This is a genomic window from Collinsella sp. AF28-5AC, from assembly GCF_003457875.1.
Lineage (GTDB): Bacteria > Actinomycetota > Coriobacteriia > Coriobacteriales > Coriobacteriaceae > Collinsella.
On record NZ_QRTA01000001.1, the window covers coordinates 38,579 to 53,285 of the forward strand.

The following is a 14,707-nucleotide window of genomic DNA, read 5'->3' on the forward strand; positions in this document are numbered from 1 at the left end:
TATCTTCTCAGTGGAATTTGGATGTCTCGATTTGTAACGGGTGGGCCGAAAAATGGACTTTAACTGTTACAGATCGAGATGTTTGTGGGAACCACCGCAAGGGTGCCTGTCCCCTTTGCGGTGGTTTTGGACTGCGAATCTTAATACTGCCACATGTGGTTGACGGGGCCGGAGCCTTTGCCCATGTTCAGGCCGGCGGCCAGAGCGCCTGTCAGGTAGGCCTTGCCAGCGTTGACGGCATCGGCAAGATCCATACCCTGGGCCAGCGCGCAGGCAATGGCGGACGAGAGCGTGCAGCCGGTGCCGTGTGTGTTATTGGTATCGATACGCTTGTGGCGGAACCACGTGGTGAGTGGATCTCCCAGATGGTTGCCCTCGTCATCGAGCGGCGCGGGTTCGGCCAGTACATCGTTGGCCTCGTTGACAAGATGCCCACCCTTAACGAGGGATGCGCAACCAAAGCGGCGGGTGAGGAGCATGGCAGCATTTTGCTGCGTGCGCTCGGAGTCGACCTCGTAGTCGAGCAGGGCCATGGCCTCGGGAATATTGGGCGTGATAACCGTCGCCAGCGGGAACAGGCGGCGGGTGAGCGCCTCGGCGGCATCTTCGGCAATCAGCCGCGCGCCCGAGGTGGCGACCATGACGGGGTCGACGACCACGTTCGTTGCGTTCCAGGCGCTCAAGCGGTCGGCGATGACTTCGATAATCTCGACAGAAGAAACCATGCCGATCTTGACGGCGCTCGGGCGGATATCGTCAAAAACGGCGTCAATTTGCGCGGCTACGATATCTGGCGAGATATCCTGTACGGCGGTGACGCCCAGCGTGTTTTGCGCTGTGATGGCGGTGATGGCCGTCTCGGCATACAGGCGGTGCGCCGTGATGGTCTTGATGTCGGCCTGAATGCCGGCGCCGCCGCTGGAATCGGATCCCGCGATGGACAGGACGGCAGGTACCTTACTACGATCCATGTTCGCTCCCTTGTTCGGTCGGAATCAAATGGGTCTTTAAGCCAGCATTATAAAGATGCCCGGGCCGACTCTATGTCGAACCCGGGCGGGCGATGCAATCTTTACGCAAATGCAAGCAAATGTTCACACGTCAACAATTGACAGGCACCAGCTCGCCGCCAGAGGCGGCCGCGGCGACAGGGTTAGTCCTCTATGCCGAGGTCGATCGTGGTGCCCTCGAAGATCTTGTTGATGGTGCGGACGGCGCACATCTTGCCACACATGGTGCAAGTGCCCTCGGTGGCGGCGGGGGACTCCTCGTAGCGCTTCTTGCCCGTAACCGGGTCGAGCGCGCACTCCCACATGGCGTCCCAGTCAAGCTTGCGGCGTGCCTGGCCCATCTTGTCGTCCATGTCGCGGGCGTGCGGCACCTTTTTGGCGATGTCGGCGGCGTGTGCGGCGATCTTGGTGGCCATGAGGCCGTCGAGCACATCCTGGGCGTTGGGCAGGCATAGGTGCTCTGCCGGTGTCACGTAGCACAGGAAGTCGGCACCGGAGCTGGCGGAGATGGCGCCGCCGATGGCAGCGGTGATGTGGTCGTAACCCACGCCGATATCGGTCACCAGCGGCCCGAGCACATAGAACGGAGCATTGTGGCACAGGCGTTTCTGCAGTTTCATGTTGGCGGCGATCTCGTCGAGCGCCATGTGACCCGGGCCCTCGACCATGACCTGGACGCCGGCGGCCCAAGCGCGCTTGCACAGCTTGCCCAGCTCGATCATCTCAGCGGTCTCGGTGGCGTCGTTGGAGTCGTAGAGGCAGCCCGGGCGGCAGGAGTCGCCGAGCGAAATCGTCACGTCGTACTCGTGGCAAATCTCGAGCAACTCGTCGTAGAACTCATAGAATGGGTTCTCGTTACCGGTGACCTCCATCCAGCCAAACAGCAGTGAGCCGCCACGGCTCACGATGTTCATCAGGCGGCCGGTCTCCTTAAAGGTCTTGGTGACCGACTTGTTTATGCCGCAGTGGATGGTCATAAAGTCCACGCCGTCCTCGGCATGCGCGCGCACGACTTCGAACAGGTCGTCCTTGGTGAGCTTGACCAGCGGCTTTTCCATGTAGCCGATGGCGTCGTACATGGGGACGGTGCCTACCATGAGCGGCGTCTCGTCGATGAGCTGCTGGCGGAACTGGCGCGTCTTGCCCGAGTTGGAGAGGTCCATGATGGCGTCGGCGCCAAAGTCCTCGGCGATCTTGACCTTCTTCCATTCCTCGGCGGCATCGGCCTTGTCGCCCGAGATGCCCAGGTTCACGTTGACCTTGGTGGACAGGCCCTCACCGACGCCAAAGGCGCGCATGCCCTTTTTGATGTGCACGATGTTGGCGGGAATGGAGATGCGGCCGTCGGCCACGCGCTCGCGGATGTACTCGGGGTCGCGATGCTCGCGCTCGGCGACCTCCTTCATCTGCGGTGTGATCCGCCCGGCGCGGGCGAAGTCGATTTGCGTGACGAGCTTGGGCTCGGTCTGTGCGCTCATTGGCACGGCTCCCTTCGTTGGCATTACCCATATCAGGTTTGCGGGTCAGGGCGGGCGCGCCCAGTCTCAGCCTGCCGTCTTGTCCTGCAAGCTCCCCGTTTATGTAATGGGCTCAAGTATAGCCTGAATGGGTACGATTGGGCCAACGAGCGTGCCTGTGGGGAGGCGTACATGGAAGACAAGCATCTATATCGAGAGACACAATGGGGTGTATCGGCCGAGGAAAGCCGTGCGCACCATGGGTTGGTCGCGATTGGTTTTGCGGTGCTTGCCGTGCTGGTGATTGCCTTTTGTATTTGGACGTTCGGCGGTCCTGGCGGCGCCACCTGGGGGTTTGAAGCCGACGAGGGCCTGCCGATTATGACCATGAAAGTTTCTGGTGGCAACACGGTTGCCGCACCGGGCGACTATTGGTATCCGCGCGACGAGTTTGTGCAGCTGCAGCTGAGCGGCGGGTCTATTCCGGGTGAAGAAATCGAACGCGTGACGTTTGATGCGACGCTCAAAACGCTGACGGTGAAGCTCAAAGATCAAGGGGACGTGCCCACGACCATGGACATTGCGCTGACGGAGTGGCGTCTGGAACCTCCGTCGGGCGTTACGGTATCCGACGTAGAGCACGTTAAGATTACCTACCAAGATGGCTCGACGAGCGAGATTGCAAAGGCCGATGGCTTGGCGGAGTAACGGGGTGTTTGGAAACGGCGGGCCTATAGTGCCTGCGCGTTCATGAAAACCAGGGTGTTTTTGTCTGAAAGCTCGGGGATGTGCCGATAGCCGATGTTGAATGCGGTAAGTTCGCTTGCATCCTCGAGCTTGTTTTCTGCCATCCACCGCACCATGGAGCCGCGCGCCTTTTTGCTGGCGGTCGACCGTTGGATGGGCTTCCCGTTGCGGATGCCCTCGCCAAAGAGGCATGTGACGGCCGTGGCGTCGCCCGCGAGGTGGGGCAGAACGGCTTTGGCATACTCTACGCTGGCGAGGTTGACGATCGTGGTGTTTGAGCCTGCCGGGGCGATAGCCCGCGCGAGCTTATCGCTCCAAAATGCGTAGAGGTCTCGGGCACCGTCGACGACAAGCTTCGCGCCCATCTCCAGCCGATACGGTTCGACGGCATGAAAGGGACGAACGCACCCGTAGAGGCCGGAGAGGATCCACAGATGGCTTTGCAGCCAGGCGAGCTGTTCGGCATCCATTACCTCGGGTGCCATGCTCTGGTACTGAATGCCGTGATAGGACATGATGGCAGGGGAGAAGTGACGGGCGAGTGCGGGATTGTCGAGATCGCCGTTTTTCAGGATGGGCCCGAACTCATGCAGGGTGTTGAGGCAAGGTCCCAGCAGTTTGTCACTCACGTTCCACAGCGCCTGCAGGCCGCCGCTGCCTTCATTCCGCTCGATATCTAGCAGTGCGCGGTGGAGGCGAGCTGTCTCGCGCACAAAGGGTGGAATGCCCAGGACTTCAAAAGCATTTTGGGCCGCGCGCATCTGCTTGGCGGGCGAAATGATGACCTGCAGCATGGACTCTCCTCTGCCAAAAAAGAAATTGCGGTGGAATACGGTCTGTTTGGGCTATTGAAAGACCAAATCAATCCGTATTCCACCGCAAGTTATGGGTGGGGTGGATTAGGCGCGCTCGAGGAAGGCCTTGTAGCCGCGATAGGCCTCGTAGATGTCGGCCTTGTTGGCGACCTCCCACAGGGCGTGCATGGACAGGACGGCAACGCCGGAATCGATGACGTTCATGCCGTACTTGGCCATGATGTAGGCGATGGTGCCGCCGCCGCCCGCGTTGACGCGGCCGAGCTCGCAGGTCTGGAAGTCCACTCCTGCCTTGTCCATGATGTCGCGAATGAGGGCCACATACTCGGCGTCGGCGTCGTTAGAGCCGCCCTTGCCGCGGCTGCCCGTGTACTTGTTAAAGCACAGGCCGCGACCCATAAAGGCGGCGTTCTTGGTCTCGAACTTGCCGGCATAGCCCGGGTCGAAGCCGGCGGACACGTCGGAGGAGAGCATACGGCTGTGGGCGAGCGCGCGGCGCAGAGCCAGCGGGCTGTCCTCGCCGGCGAGCGTCATGATCTCGGCGACGGTGTTCTCGAAGAAGCGGCTCGTCATGCCGGTGGCGCCCACGGAGCCGATCTCCTCTTTGTCGACGATGAGCGTGATGCTCGTGCGCTCGACATTGGCCACATTGATCTGGGCGAGCATGGAGGGGTAAGCGCAGACGCGGTCGTCGTGACCATAGCCCAGAATCATGGAGCGGTCGAGGCCCATGTCGCGGGCGGGGCCGGCGGGCACGACCTCGATCTCGGCGGAGAGGAAGTCCTCCTCCTCGACGCCGTACTGCTCTTTGAGGATGTCCAAGAACATCTGCTTGACGGGCTCCTTGGAAGCGTCCTTGTCGTCCTCATCGAACTTGACGGGACGGCCGCCCACGATCACGTCGAGAATCTCGGCGTCGACGGCGTCCTTGGCGGGCTTGGCCATCTGCTCGCTCGAGAGGTGGATCAGCAGATCGGAGATGGTAAAGACCGGATCGTCTGCCTTGTCGCCGATATTGATGTCGACGGTGGTACCGTCCTTTTTGCAGATGACGCCCACGAGTGCGAGCGGGGAGGCTACCCAGTGGTAGCTCTTGACGCCGCCGTAGTAGTGCGTGTCGAGGTAGGCCATGTCGCCGGCCTCGAAGGCGGGATTCTGCTTAAGGTCCAGGCGCGGCGAGTCCACGTGGGCGCCCAGGATGTTAAAGCCCTGCTCGAGCGGGGCGGTGCCCAGGTTGACGAGCATAAGGTCCTTGCCGTGGTTGGCGGCGTACACCTTGTCGCCGGCCTTGAGCGTGCGGCCCTCGGCGATCACGGTCTCCAGGTCGACGTATCCCGCCTCCTCGGCCATCTTGATGCCGGTCTTGACGCACAGGCGCTCGGTCTTGTTCTCGCTCAAAAACTGCTTATAGCCGCGGCAAAGCCCCTCGAGCTCCTCGACTTGCTGTGGCGTGTACTTTTTCCATGCGCAGGGACGCTCCATGACGCAGGCTCCTTTCGGATCGATCGTGCTGGTTGATGTACCGTGAGCCATCGTATCACGCGCGGGCTCGCGGTGGCGGGGGAGCTTGATGTGCGGTGGCCGCGGGGCGGGGAGCGTGTAAACTGGAGTAAGCAAACCGTGCCCAGCCCAAAGCGAGGTATTCAATATGTCTGACAAGCGCCGCACCTTTGCCGTTATCGACGGCAACTCGCTCATGCACCGCGCCTTCCACGCCGTGCCGCCCACCATGAATGCGCCGGACGGCCGCCCCACCAACGCGATTTTCGGCTTTCTGAACATGTTTCTCAAGATGATCGATGCCTTTAACCCCGACGGTGTGGTCGTGGCGTTTGACAAGGGCAAACCGCGCGTGCGCATGGAGATGCTGCCGCAGTATAAGGCGCAACGCCCGCCCATGGACCCCGATCTGCATGCGCAGTTTCCGATGATCAAGGAGCTGCTCACCGCGCTCAACGTGCCGATTCTGCAGTCCGAGGGCTGGGAAGGCGACGATATCCTGGGAACCATGGCGCGCCTGGGTGAAGAGGCCGGCTGCGACATGCTGCTGGTGACCGGCGACCGCGACATGTATCAACTCGTGACCGAGCACGTCAACGTGGTCTCGACCCGCAAGGGCCTGTCCGACGTGGCGATCATGACGCCCGAGAGCGTGGACGACCTGTATCATGGCATTACGCCGGCGCTCGTGCCCGATTTTTACGGTCTAAAGGGCGATACGTCGGACAACATTCCCGGCGTACCGGGCATCGGCCCCAAAAAGGCGAGCGCGCTCATCGCACAGTACGGCAGCTTGGACGAGGTCATCGCGCATGCCGACGAGGTCAAGGGCAAGATGGGCGAGAACCTGCGTGCGCACATCGACGATGCGCTGCTGAGCCGCAAGGTCGCAACCATTCGCACCGATGCGCCCGTCGAGCTCGATTTTGAGGCGACGTCCTTCCCGGCGTTTTCTGCCGACGAGGTGTCTGCGGCACTGGGTACGCTTGGTATCACCGCCATGCAGAACCGTTTCTTGGCGTTGATCGGCGGCGAGGGCGGGGCTGCTGCTGCCTCCAGTGTGTTTGAGATACCTGCTATGGTTCGCGCAGCCGCCGGCGATGCCGACGCGCTTGGTGCCGTTGCGGCTGAGGTCTCCCGCGCGATTGATGCCGGCGAGTGGGTCGCCGCCGTGGTGGACGACGACAAGGAAGAGGGCGCGCTCTTTGGACTGACGCGCACGCTGTGGTTGGCGACGTCCAAGGGCCTGTTCGCGCTCGAGGAGGGCGACGGCGGTACCACTGCCGTAGTCGATGGCTTCAACTTCGCCCACGGCGTGATTGCCGGCGTGCTTGCGCGCCTGTTTATGGAGGGCCGCGTGGCGAGCCCGGATACGAAGGCGTTGTTGCACGAGCTTTCGCCCATCGATTCTTCTGAGCCCGAGCTCATGGATCCGCTGGCAGTCGATTCCACGCGTATCTTCGACACCGTGGTTGCCGCCTACCTGCTGGATTCTGACCGCTCTGAGTTTGACGAGGCGTATCTGGCCGATACCTATCTGCAGATGGCGCTGCCTGCGGCGCGCGGTGCAGAGGGTGCCGGTGAGGACGCTCCGGCGCCTGCCGCCCGTACTGCGGCCCTGACGCTGGCGCTCGTGGCGCCGTTGCGCGACCGCATGGCCCGCGAGAACGCCGCCAACGTGTTCGATGGTATCGAGATGCCGCTCGTTCCGGTACTTGCCAAGATGGAGCGCGCGGGCATGCTTGTGGACCCCGACCGCCTGCACAGTCTGTCCGAGGGTCTGGCGACCCAGATTGCCGAGGTTGAGCGCAGCATTCGCGACCTGGCGGGTGACGAGACCTTTAACATCGGCAGCCCCATGCAACTTTCGCACGTGCTCTTTGACGTGATGGGCCTTCCGACCAAGGGCCTCAAGAAGACTAAGCGCGGCTATTATTCAACCAACGCCAAGGTTCTGAGCGATCTTGCCCGTGACCACGAAATCGTGCGTCTGATCTTGGACTGGCGTGAGAAGTCTAAGATCAAGTCCACCTATCTGGACACGCTGGGCCCGCTACGCCGTGGTGACGGTCGCGTACACACTACGTACAACCAGACCATCACGGCAACGGGGCGTCTGTCCTCGAGCGACCCGAACCTGCAGAACATCCCGACGCGCTCGGAGCTGGGTCGTACCGTCAAGACGGCGTTTTCGGCAGGCGAGGGAAGCGTCTTTTTGGCGGTGGACTACTCGCAGATCGAGCTGCGTCTGCTGGCACATCTCTCGGGTGACGAGCACCTGGTGCGCGCCTTTAACGAGGGCGAGGACTTCCATGCCGAGACGGCGGCGCGCGTGTTTGGTGTGCCGGTGTCCGAGGTAACGCCCGACTTGCGCAGTCGCGCCAAGGCCGTGAACTTTGGCATCGTGTATGGCCAGCAGGCCTACGGCCTGTCGCAGTCGCTGCATATCTCGATGGCCGAGGCACGCGACATGATCGACCGCTACTACGAGGCCTACCCGGGTGTGCGCACGTTCCTCGACAACGTGGTGGCACGCGCCAAGCAGACGGGCTACGCCGAGACCATGTACGGCCGCCGTCGTCATATTCCGGAGCTCAAGGCCAAAAATCCGCAACTCCGCGGCTTCGGCGAGCGCACGGCCATGAACCACCCCATGCAGGGCACCGCGGCCGACATCATCAAGATCGCCATGGCCCGCGTAAGCCGCCGTCTGGAAGAAGAAGGCTTTGCCGCCCACATGATCTTACAGGTGCACGACGAACTGGACTTTGAGTGCCCCGTCGACGAAGTCGAGCGCCTCACCGCCATGGTCCGCGACGTCATGGAACACGTAGTAGACCTCCGCGTCCCCCTAATCGCCGAAGCCAGCACCGGCACAACCTGGGCCGACGCCAAATAGGGAAGCAGCCACAGATCCAAAGCAGCCAAACCAGAAGGGAGTCCCTTTCAGCAAGGAACTCCCTTCATCCATAATTATTCAGCTAAGTATCTAGACGCCAAGACGCCATCCAGGCGGCAAGCAAGTCACCGCAGGACCTGGCCGGGTGGCATGGGTTAACTTTTCGTAGATTCCGCACGCAAAGAAAGCCACTTAATGTGGCTTTCGTCTTGCGCAGGACCTGACCGAGCGAAAAGATAACCCATGCCACCCGGCCAGGTCCGACGAGCCACGTTAACGAGCCGCCAAGATGGCGTCGATGAGCGTCAGTACGCCCCCGTCGTTGTTGCTCGGAATGCGCCACTTGGCATGCGCGTTCATGTGCTCCTCGGCATTGTCCACGATAAAGCTATGCCCGACGCGCTCCAGCATGGGGATGTCGTTGTAGGTATCGCCCACGGCGGCAGCATCGGCAATATCGATGTCCAGGTGCTCGCACAGGTGCGCGACGCCGGCGCCCTTGTCGACGCCCAGGTTCATAAAGTCGATCCACTCGCGCCCGGCGTTGGTGACGTAGAGCTTGTCCGAGAACTCGGGGCTATAGGTCTCGCGGAAAGCGGGCTCGGCGTCGTAGCCGGGGAAGAAGACCGAAATCTTGTTGGACTCGAAATCAATGCCCTCAAAGCTGTCGACGTAGTTGATTGTGTTGTAGTAGACGCTGATCTCGTCGTGGTATTGATGGTCGCGGGCAAGCACGTAGAACTCGTCGAAGCAGCACAGGACGGGGACAGCGCGAGGATCCTCCGAGGCACGGCTCAAGACCTGCTGATACAGCTCCACGTCAATATTGCTCTTATAGATATAGCTGCCGCGATAGATCACGCACGCTCCGTTGTCGGGACAAAAGGCGAGGCGGTTCTTGATGCCCTCGAACATCTCCTCGAGCTTGGGGGCGGGACGTCCGCTGGCGGGGCAGAATACGATGCCGGCGTCGGCGAGCTTGTCCAGGCGCTCATCAAGACCCTGGGGCAGCACACGCTCGTCGGTCAGCAGCGTCTTGTCCATATCGACGGCGAGAATCTTAATGTTGCCGATGTTGGCGTCCGATTCGTAAGTTTGCATAAAAAAGCGCCTTTCGTTTCGAGATTGTTTCAGACGTTATAACCATCAACTAGTAGTCGAGCGTATTTTCGCAGGAATGGTGCGTATTTGCACTGCAATTCACAAACTAATGAAAAAACTTTTCAGAAATTTGAATTTGTCGCTTGCGCAGCGTGCACTTTATCGTAATATAGCGAACATCGAAAACGGAGACGGCAAAAGAGCCGTTTACCGAGGAAAAGGTACCGTTTGCGATATTTGAATTGCGCCCGGCGATACGTGAAAGGAGAGGCAGATGCAGTTCGTAAAGATCATCACCACTGCAGACAATGCCATCCGACGCCAGCGCGCAATTTCCCGACGACGATAACAATCGTCTCTGTCCCCATGGGGCGCAATGCCTCAACAGAGTCATTTTGAGGTCGTTGGGTTTAAGCACGACATAGCCGCATGTTTCTAGGGCATGCCTGTGATGCAATCTGCTGAATAACCTGATATTGCACGGTTTTTGACCTCAAGGTGACTTGCAACTGACCGATGTTCTAACTAGCTACCAAGGGCGAAAGGAAACAGCCATGAGCAAGGAAAAAGTCGTTCTCGCATATTCCGGTGGTCTTGATACATCCGTATGTGTCAAGTGGCTCCAGGACGAGAAGAATCTCGACGTCGTTTGCGTCTGCGGCAACGTGGGCCAGGAGGAGACCGGCCTGGATGCCAAAAAGCAGAAGGCGCTCGACTTGGGCGTTCTCGATTGCCAGGTGCTCGACCTGCGCGACGAGTTCTCCGATGAGTTCCTGACCAAAGCCATCGCAGCAAACTCCATGTATGAGAACAAGTATCCGCTGCTCTCCGCCCTGTCTCGCCCGCTGCTTGCCAAGAAGCTTGTTGAGGTCGCCCACGAGTTTGGCGCGACCTACGTCGCCCACGGCTGCACCGGCAAGGGTAACGACCAGGTCCGTTTTGAGGCCGCCGTCAAGGCCCTCGACCCCGAGCTTAAGGTTATCGCCCCGGTTCGCGAGTGGGACCTGAAGTGCCGTCCCGACGAGGTCGCCTATGCCCACGCCCACAACGTGCCGGTTCCCGAGGGCGCCAACGACAACCCCTACTCCATCGACGACAACCTGTGGGGTCGTGCCATTGAGTGCGGTCACCTGGAGGATCCCTGGAACGAGCCGCTCGACGACGCTTGGGTTATGACCAAGAATCCCGAGGACACGCCGGACACCCCGACCTACACCGAGATTGAGTTTGAGGCCGGCAAGCCCGTCGCCGTCGACGGCAAGAAGATGAAGCTCTCCGAGATCGTCATCGCTCTCAACAAGATCTCCGGCGACAATGGCTTTGGCCGCCTCGATCTGGTCGAGGATCGTCTGGTGGGCCTCAAGAGCCGTGAGTGCTATGAGGTTCCCGGAGCCCTGACGCTCATCACCGCCCACAAGGCGCTCGAGGACATCTGCGTCGAGGGCGACCTGCTCAAGACCAAGATCAAGCTCGAGCAGGATTGGGCCACCGCCGTGTACAACGGCCAGTGGTACAGCCCGCTCAAAAACGCGCTCGATGCCTTTATGGCCGATACCCAGAAGTTCGTGACCGGCACTGTCCGTCTGAAGTTCTTTAAGGGCAACTGCCATGTCGTCGGCCGCAAGAGCCCCTTCAGCCTCTACGACTACGGTCTGGCTACCTACGACCGCGACACCACGTTTGACGAGAAGGCCAGCGCCGGCTTTATCGAGATCGATACGCTGTCGCTCAAGACGTGGGCAAAGGTCCAGGGCCTCAGCTCTGCTGCCGCCCAGGCCTAGCGCCTCCTTCCCTTGGTATCCGCGCGGCCCATCCGCGTGATACATAACGGGCGCACGGGGTCCCTACCTTTCGTTATGCTTGCTGACACTTCTTAACATCGGTGGCCCCTACGTTCCGCCCGCATATATGATGCCGCGTCTGCGGCTGAGTCCGAGCCCCGCCGGGGTTGTCCGGCGGGGCTCCTTCTATCAATTTGGCGGCTCTGCGCCTATATATATGAGGAGTATCCATTATGTTCAATGCTATCGCGCATGCTTTACTTGCCCTCGCGCCCGAGTTCGATGCTGCAAGGGTCGAGGACGTCCCTATGAGCCTGAAGGCCTGGATCGATGGTTCGCAGGGCAACATCCGGAGGGAGACGTTGGGCGCCAAGTGCATGGCGCGTCACTTCTTTGCAAATTAGCTACATGGCTCCGCACACGGTGGGGAATGTGTAAAACTAGCGGTTGAAAAATCGCTTTAGCGATATGGCGCATTGCTTTGGGCGCTTGTTTTGGTATTTGGAGAAAGGGGACGGTTCCATGGTTCTTTGGGGCGGTCGTTTTGAGGCAGGCGTGGCCGAGGTCACGCAGGAGTTTGGCGCGTCGCTGCCGGTCGACAAACATCTCTATAAGCAGGATATCGCCGGCTCTAAGGCGCATGCCAAAATGCTGGCGGCCCAGGGCATCATCAGTGCCGAGGACGAGCAGGCGATTGCCAAGGGCCTGACCGGAATCGAACAGGATATCGATGCCGGCAACTTCACCTTCGACATCAACGACGAAGACATTCATATGTCCATCGAGAGCGAGCTGACGCGTCGCATCGGCGAGGCCGGTAAGCGCTTGCATACCGGACGTTCGCGCAACGACCAGGTGGCGACCGACACGCGCCTGGGCGTCAAGGCGCTGGCCAAGGAGCTCATGGAGGCCAATCTTGAGCTGCGCCATGTGCTGGTGGATGCGGCTAAGAAGTACGACAAGGTAATTCTGCCGGGCTACACGCACATGCAGCACGCTCAGCCCGTGCTGCTGTCGCATCATCTGCTGGCGTATTCCTGGATGTTCGCGCGCGACTTTACGCGCCTGAAGGCAGCCTTTGATGCCGCCGACAACTGCCCGCTGGGTGCTGCCGCACTTGCCGGCACGAGCTATCCGCTCGATCGTCAGATGACGGCTGCCGAACTTGGCTTTGCGGGTGTGATTCCCAACTCGCTCGATGCGGTTTCCGACCGCGATTTCCTGCTCGATCTGCATTACGCCGGCTCAGTCATGGCCATGCATCTGTCGCGCCTTTCCGAGGAGATCGTGCTGTGGTCGAGCTCCGAATTTGGCTTTATTACGCTTTCCGACTCGTACTCCACCGGCTCGTCCATCATGCCGCAGAAGAAGAATCCCGACTTTGCCGAGCTTATCCGCGGCAAGAGCGGCCGTGTGTATGGCAACCTGGTGCAGCTGCTCGTGACCATGAAGGGCTTGCCGCTCGCTTATAACAAGGACTTGCAGGAGGACAAGGAGGGCGCGCTCGATACCGCCCATACGCTCATGCAGTGCCTGTCGGTTATGGCCGGTATGATTTCGACTTGGACCGTCAACGAGGACGCCATGGCGCGCGAGTGCGGCGTGGGACACCTTGCCGCCACCGATGTTGCCGATTACCTGGCTAAGCGTGGTCTGCCGTTCCGCGAGGCACATGCCGTGGTGGGCCATCTGGTCCTGATGTGTGAGAAGCGCGGCTGCAATCTTGAGGACCTGCCGTTTGAGGTGTTCCAGGAGGCAAGCTCGCTCTTTGAGCACGACATTACCGAGGCGCTCGACATCCCGTCGATTGTCGCTGCACGCACGACCGAGGGCGGTACCGCCCCTGCCGCCGTTGCCGTGCAGCTGCAGCGTGCCGAGGCACAGCTCGTGGCCGACGAGGGCGTGTTTGGATCGCTGACCAAGGTCGTCGAGATGGGCCACGGGATAAAGTAAGGGTTTGGCCGAAGCTGTTTTTGCCATTTATTGAGGAATCATTTTTTGCTTTACGGACGTCTGCTGATGTGAGCGTCCGTATTTTGTTGCTATGGGGGAGGGGCTTGTCGAGAAGTTCTGTAGGACCTTTGGGCAGGTTGTGAAGGGGGTACGTTCGCGGGCGGCAACCGACCGTCTGCTCTGCTCGATGCGGTTGATGGGCAGTCGGATGGTACTCTAATCGAGCTTCGAAACAGAAGTGACACATATGGAACGCTTTAATAAATTGCAACGTTTCAATAAACAGCTTTTTGTTTAACTGCAGCTAAAACTCTGTTACGATGCAGTCCAGGCGGGTGCCGGAATGGGACTTGGGCACGCGCGAACCTACTTGAAAGGCTACCTTATGGCTATCGAGAAGACCTTCATCATGATTAAGCCCGACGCCGTGCGCGACCGCAAGATCGGCGAGATTGTTGCTCGCATCGAGCGCAGCGGCCTTGTCATCGAGCGCATGGAGATGACCACGCTCGAGCGCGCTACCGTCGAGGAGCACTACGCCCATCTGGCCGACAAGCCCTTCTTTGGCGGTCTCTGCGACTTTATGACGAGCGGTCCGGTTGTCAAGATGGTTGTTTCCGGTCTCTCCGCTGTTGCTAAGATGCGCACCCTCATGGGCGCTACTAATCCGCTTGACGCTGCTCCTGGTACCATCCGCGGCGACTTTGCCGTCGATGTCAACGCCAACGTGATCCACGGCTCCGACTGCCTGGAGAACGCCGAGATTGAGATCAAGCGCTTCTTTGGCTAAACCAGCTTTGACTCCTTAAAGCTGTTAGCGTGTGGCTTGGGCGCCGCGGAACTCCATCCGCGGCGCCCTTTTATTCCAAAATCTATGAAGGGGCCCGTTCGGTCATGAGTTCCGAGCGGGCCCCTGCTGTTAGCTTGTGGCACTGAGATGTTTAGGCCTCGTCGACGACCTTGAGGCCGCGCGTGTGGTCGATCTCGTTGAGGAGGTTAACGCGACGCTCGTGACGACCGCCCTCAAACTCGGCGTCGAGCCACTCGTCGACAATCATCTTGGCGAGCTCGGAGCCCACGACGCGGGCGCCAAAGGCGAGCACGTTGGTATTGTTGTGCATGCGGGAGAGCTTGGCGCTGAAGGGCTCGGAGCACACGACGGCGCGTACGCCCTCGACCTTGTTGGCAGCCAAGCTAATCCCGACACCGGTGCCACAGATGAGGATGCCCAGGTCGACGTCGCCGTTGGCAACGGCCTTACCCACCTTGTAGCCGGCGATGGGGTAGTCAAAGCTCTCGGAGGTGTCGGTGCCAAAGTTCACGACCTCGCAGCCGCGCTCCTTCAGGTGCTCGGAAATGATGTTCTTGAGCTCGACGGCGGCGTGGTCGTTACCGATACCGATCTTCATGGATGGTTCCTCTCTGGTCTGTGCGGCGCAAATGC

12 protein-coding genes and 1 riboswitch are annotated in these 14,707 nt (G+C 60.2%); of the genes, 6 read left to right on the forward strand and 6 right to left on the reverse strand.

Translation table 11 applies throughout. The annotated features are described in order from the left end of the window. Positions 1-140: 140 nt before the first annotated feature. Together thiD and thiC are read right to left on the reverse strand one after the other, a co-directional pair. Positions 141-971 (reverse strand): bifunctional hydroxymethylpyrimidine kinase/phosphomethylpyrimidine kinase, encoded by an 831-nt coding sequence (thiD, locus tag DWZ01_RS00185; RefSeq protein ID WP_117758720.1) that lies wholly within the window; start codon positions 969-971, stop codon positions 141-143. A gap of 182 nt (positions 972-1,153) precedes the next feature. Then, positions 1,154-2,488: a phosphomethylpyrimidine synthase ThiC gene (gene thiC / locus DWZ01_RS00190; protein ID WP_117847517.1), complete on the reverse strand. Its 1,335-nt coding sequence runs from the start codon at positions 2,486-2,488 to the stop codon at positions 1,154-1,156. Beyond that, positions 2,481-2,596, reverse strand: a riboswitch (TPP riboswitch). It overlaps the preceding gene by 8 nt. A 63-nt stretch (positions 2,597-2,659) precedes the next feature. On the opposite strand from thiC, the gene DWZ01_RS00195 reads away from it, so the two are divergent. Beyond that, a complete protein-coding gene (locus tag DWZ01_RS00195; protein ID WP_118072001.1) occupies positions 2,660-3,175 on the forward strand; it encodes a hypothetical protein in 516 nt (171 codons plus the stop codon). 23 nt (positions 3,176-3,198) lie between these two features. On the opposite strand, the gene DWZ01_RS00200 is transcribed toward DWZ01_RS00195, so the two are convergent. Together DWZ01_RS00200 and DWZ01_RS00205 are read right to left on the reverse strand one after the other, a co-directional pair. Further along, a complete protein-coding gene (locus DWZ01_RS00200) occupies positions 3,199-4,008 on the reverse strand; it encodes a YaaA family protein (protein ID WP_117758717.1) in 810 nt (269 codons plus the stop codon). A gap of 105 nt (positions 4,009-4,113) precedes the next feature. Next, complete coding sequence (locus DWZ01_RS00205) at positions 4,114-5,511, reverse strand: aminopeptidase (protein ID WP_117758716.1); 1,398 nt, start codon at positions 5,509-5,511, stop codon at positions 4,114-4,116. Positions 5,512-5,677: 166 nt separating this feature from the next. On the opposite strand from DWZ01_RS00205, the gene polA reads away from it, so the two are divergent. Further along, the gene (gene polA, locus DWZ01_RS00210; protein ID WP_117847519.1) at positions 5,678-8,428 is read left to right on the forward strand and encodes a DNA polymerase I; all 2,751 of its coding nucleotides are present in this window, start codon (positions 5,678-5,680) and stop codon (positions 8,426-8,428) included. Between the two features lie 273 nt (positions 8,429-8,701). Here polA and DWZ01_RS00215 read toward each other — a convergent pair whose 3' ends face one another. Next, complete coding sequence (locus tag DWZ01_RS00215) at positions 8,702-9,529, reverse strand: Cof-type HAD-IIB family hydrolase (protein WP_117758714.1); 828 nt, start codon at positions 9,527-9,529, stop codon at positions 8,702-8,704. Between the two features lie 554 nt (positions 9,530-10,083). On the opposite strand from DWZ01_RS00215, the gene DWZ01_RS00220 reads away from it, so the two are divergent. From DWZ01_RS00220 to ndk, 4 genes are all read left to right on the forward strand, one after another. Beyond that, positions 10,084-11,310: an argininosuccinate synthase gene (locus DWZ01_RS00220; RefSeq protein WP_117758713.1), complete on the forward strand. Its 1,227-nt coding sequence runs from the start codon at positions 10,084-10,086 to the stop codon at positions 11,308-11,310. A gap of 233 nt (positions 11,311-11,543) precedes the next feature. Beyond that, positions 11,544-11,714 carry a hypothetical protein gene (locus DWZ01_RS10665; protein ID WP_158550218.1) on the forward strand — a complete coding sequence of 57 codons (171 nt, stop codon included), beginning with the start codon at positions 11,544-11,546 and terminating at the stop codon, positions 11,712-11,714. Positions 11,715-11,832: 118 nt separating this feature from the next. Continuing rightward, on the forward strand, positions 11,833-13,263 hold the full coding sequence (gene argH / locus DWZ01_RS00225) for an argininosuccinate lyase (protein WP_117758712.1): 1,431 nt from the start codon (positions 11,833-11,835) through the stop codon (positions 13,261-13,263). A 385-nt stretch (positions 13,264-13,648) separates the two neighbouring features. Further along, positions 13,649-14,053, forward strand: coding sequence for a nucleoside-diphosphate kinase (gene ndk / locus DWZ01_RS00230; RefSeq protein ID WP_006234152.1), 405 nt, complete (start codon positions 13,649-13,651; stop codon positions 14,051-14,053). Between the two features lie 151 nt (positions 14,054-14,204). On the opposite strand, the gene rpiB is transcribed toward ndk, so the two are convergent. Beyond that, positions 14,205-14,672 (reverse strand): ribose 5-phosphate isomerase B, encoded by a 468-nt coding sequence (gene rpiB, locus DWZ01_RS00235; protein WP_006234151.1) that lies wholly within the window; start codon positions 14,670-14,672, stop codon positions 14,205-14,207. Between the last annotated feature and the right edge of the window lie 35 nt (positions 14,673-14,707).

Excerpts from the sequence above, each read along its gene's own strand:
- ndk (WP_006234152.1), top strand. The coding sequence starts at position 13,649 with ATGGCTATCGAGAAGACCTTCATCATGATTAAGCCCGACGCCGTGCGC.
- DWZ01_RS00205 (WP_117758716.1), bottom strand. The coding sequence starts at position 5,511 with ATGGAGCGTCCCTGCGCATGGAAAAAGTACACGCCACAGCAAGTCGAG.
- thiC (WP_117847517.1), bottom strand. The coding sequence starts at position 2,488 with ATGAGCGCACAGACCGAGCCCAAGCTCGTCACGCAAATCGACTTCGCC.
- polA (WP_117847519.1), top strand. The coding sequence starts at position 5,678 with ATGTCTGACAAGCGCCGCACCTTTGCCGTTATCGACGGCAACTCGCTC.
- DWZ01_RS00220 (WP_117758713.1), top strand. The coding sequence starts at position 10,084 with ATGAGCAAGGAAAAAGTCGTTCTCGCATATTCCGGTGGTCTTGATACA.
- DWZ01_RS00195 (WP_118072001.1), top strand. The coding sequence starts at position 2,660 with ATGGAAGACAAGCATCTATATCGAGAGACACAATGGGGTGTATCGGCC.
- thiD (WP_117758720.1), bottom strand. The coding sequence starts at position 971 with ATGGATCGTAGTAAGGTACCTGCCGTCCTGTCCATCGCGGGATCCGAT.
- rpiB (WP_006234151.1), bottom strand. The coding sequence starts at position 14,672 with ATGAAGATCGGTATCGGTAACGACCACGCCGCCGTCGAGCTCAAGAAC.
- argH (WP_117758712.1), top strand. The coding sequence starts at position 11,833 with ATGGTTCTTTGGGGCGGTCGTTTTGAGGCAGGCGTGGCCGAGGTCACG.
- DWZ01_RS00200 (WP_117758717.1), bottom strand. The coding sequence starts at position 4,008 with ATGCTGCAGGTCATCATTTCGCCCGCCAAGCAGATGCGCGCGGCCCAA.
- DWZ01_RS10665 (WP_158550218.1), top strand. The coding sequence starts at position 11,544 with ATGTTCAATGCTATCGCGCATGCTTTACTTGCCCTCGCGCCCGAGTTC.
- DWZ01_RS00215 (WP_117758714.1), bottom strand. The coding sequence starts at position 9,529 with ATGCAAACTTACGAATCGGACGCCAACATCGGCAACATTAAGATTCTC.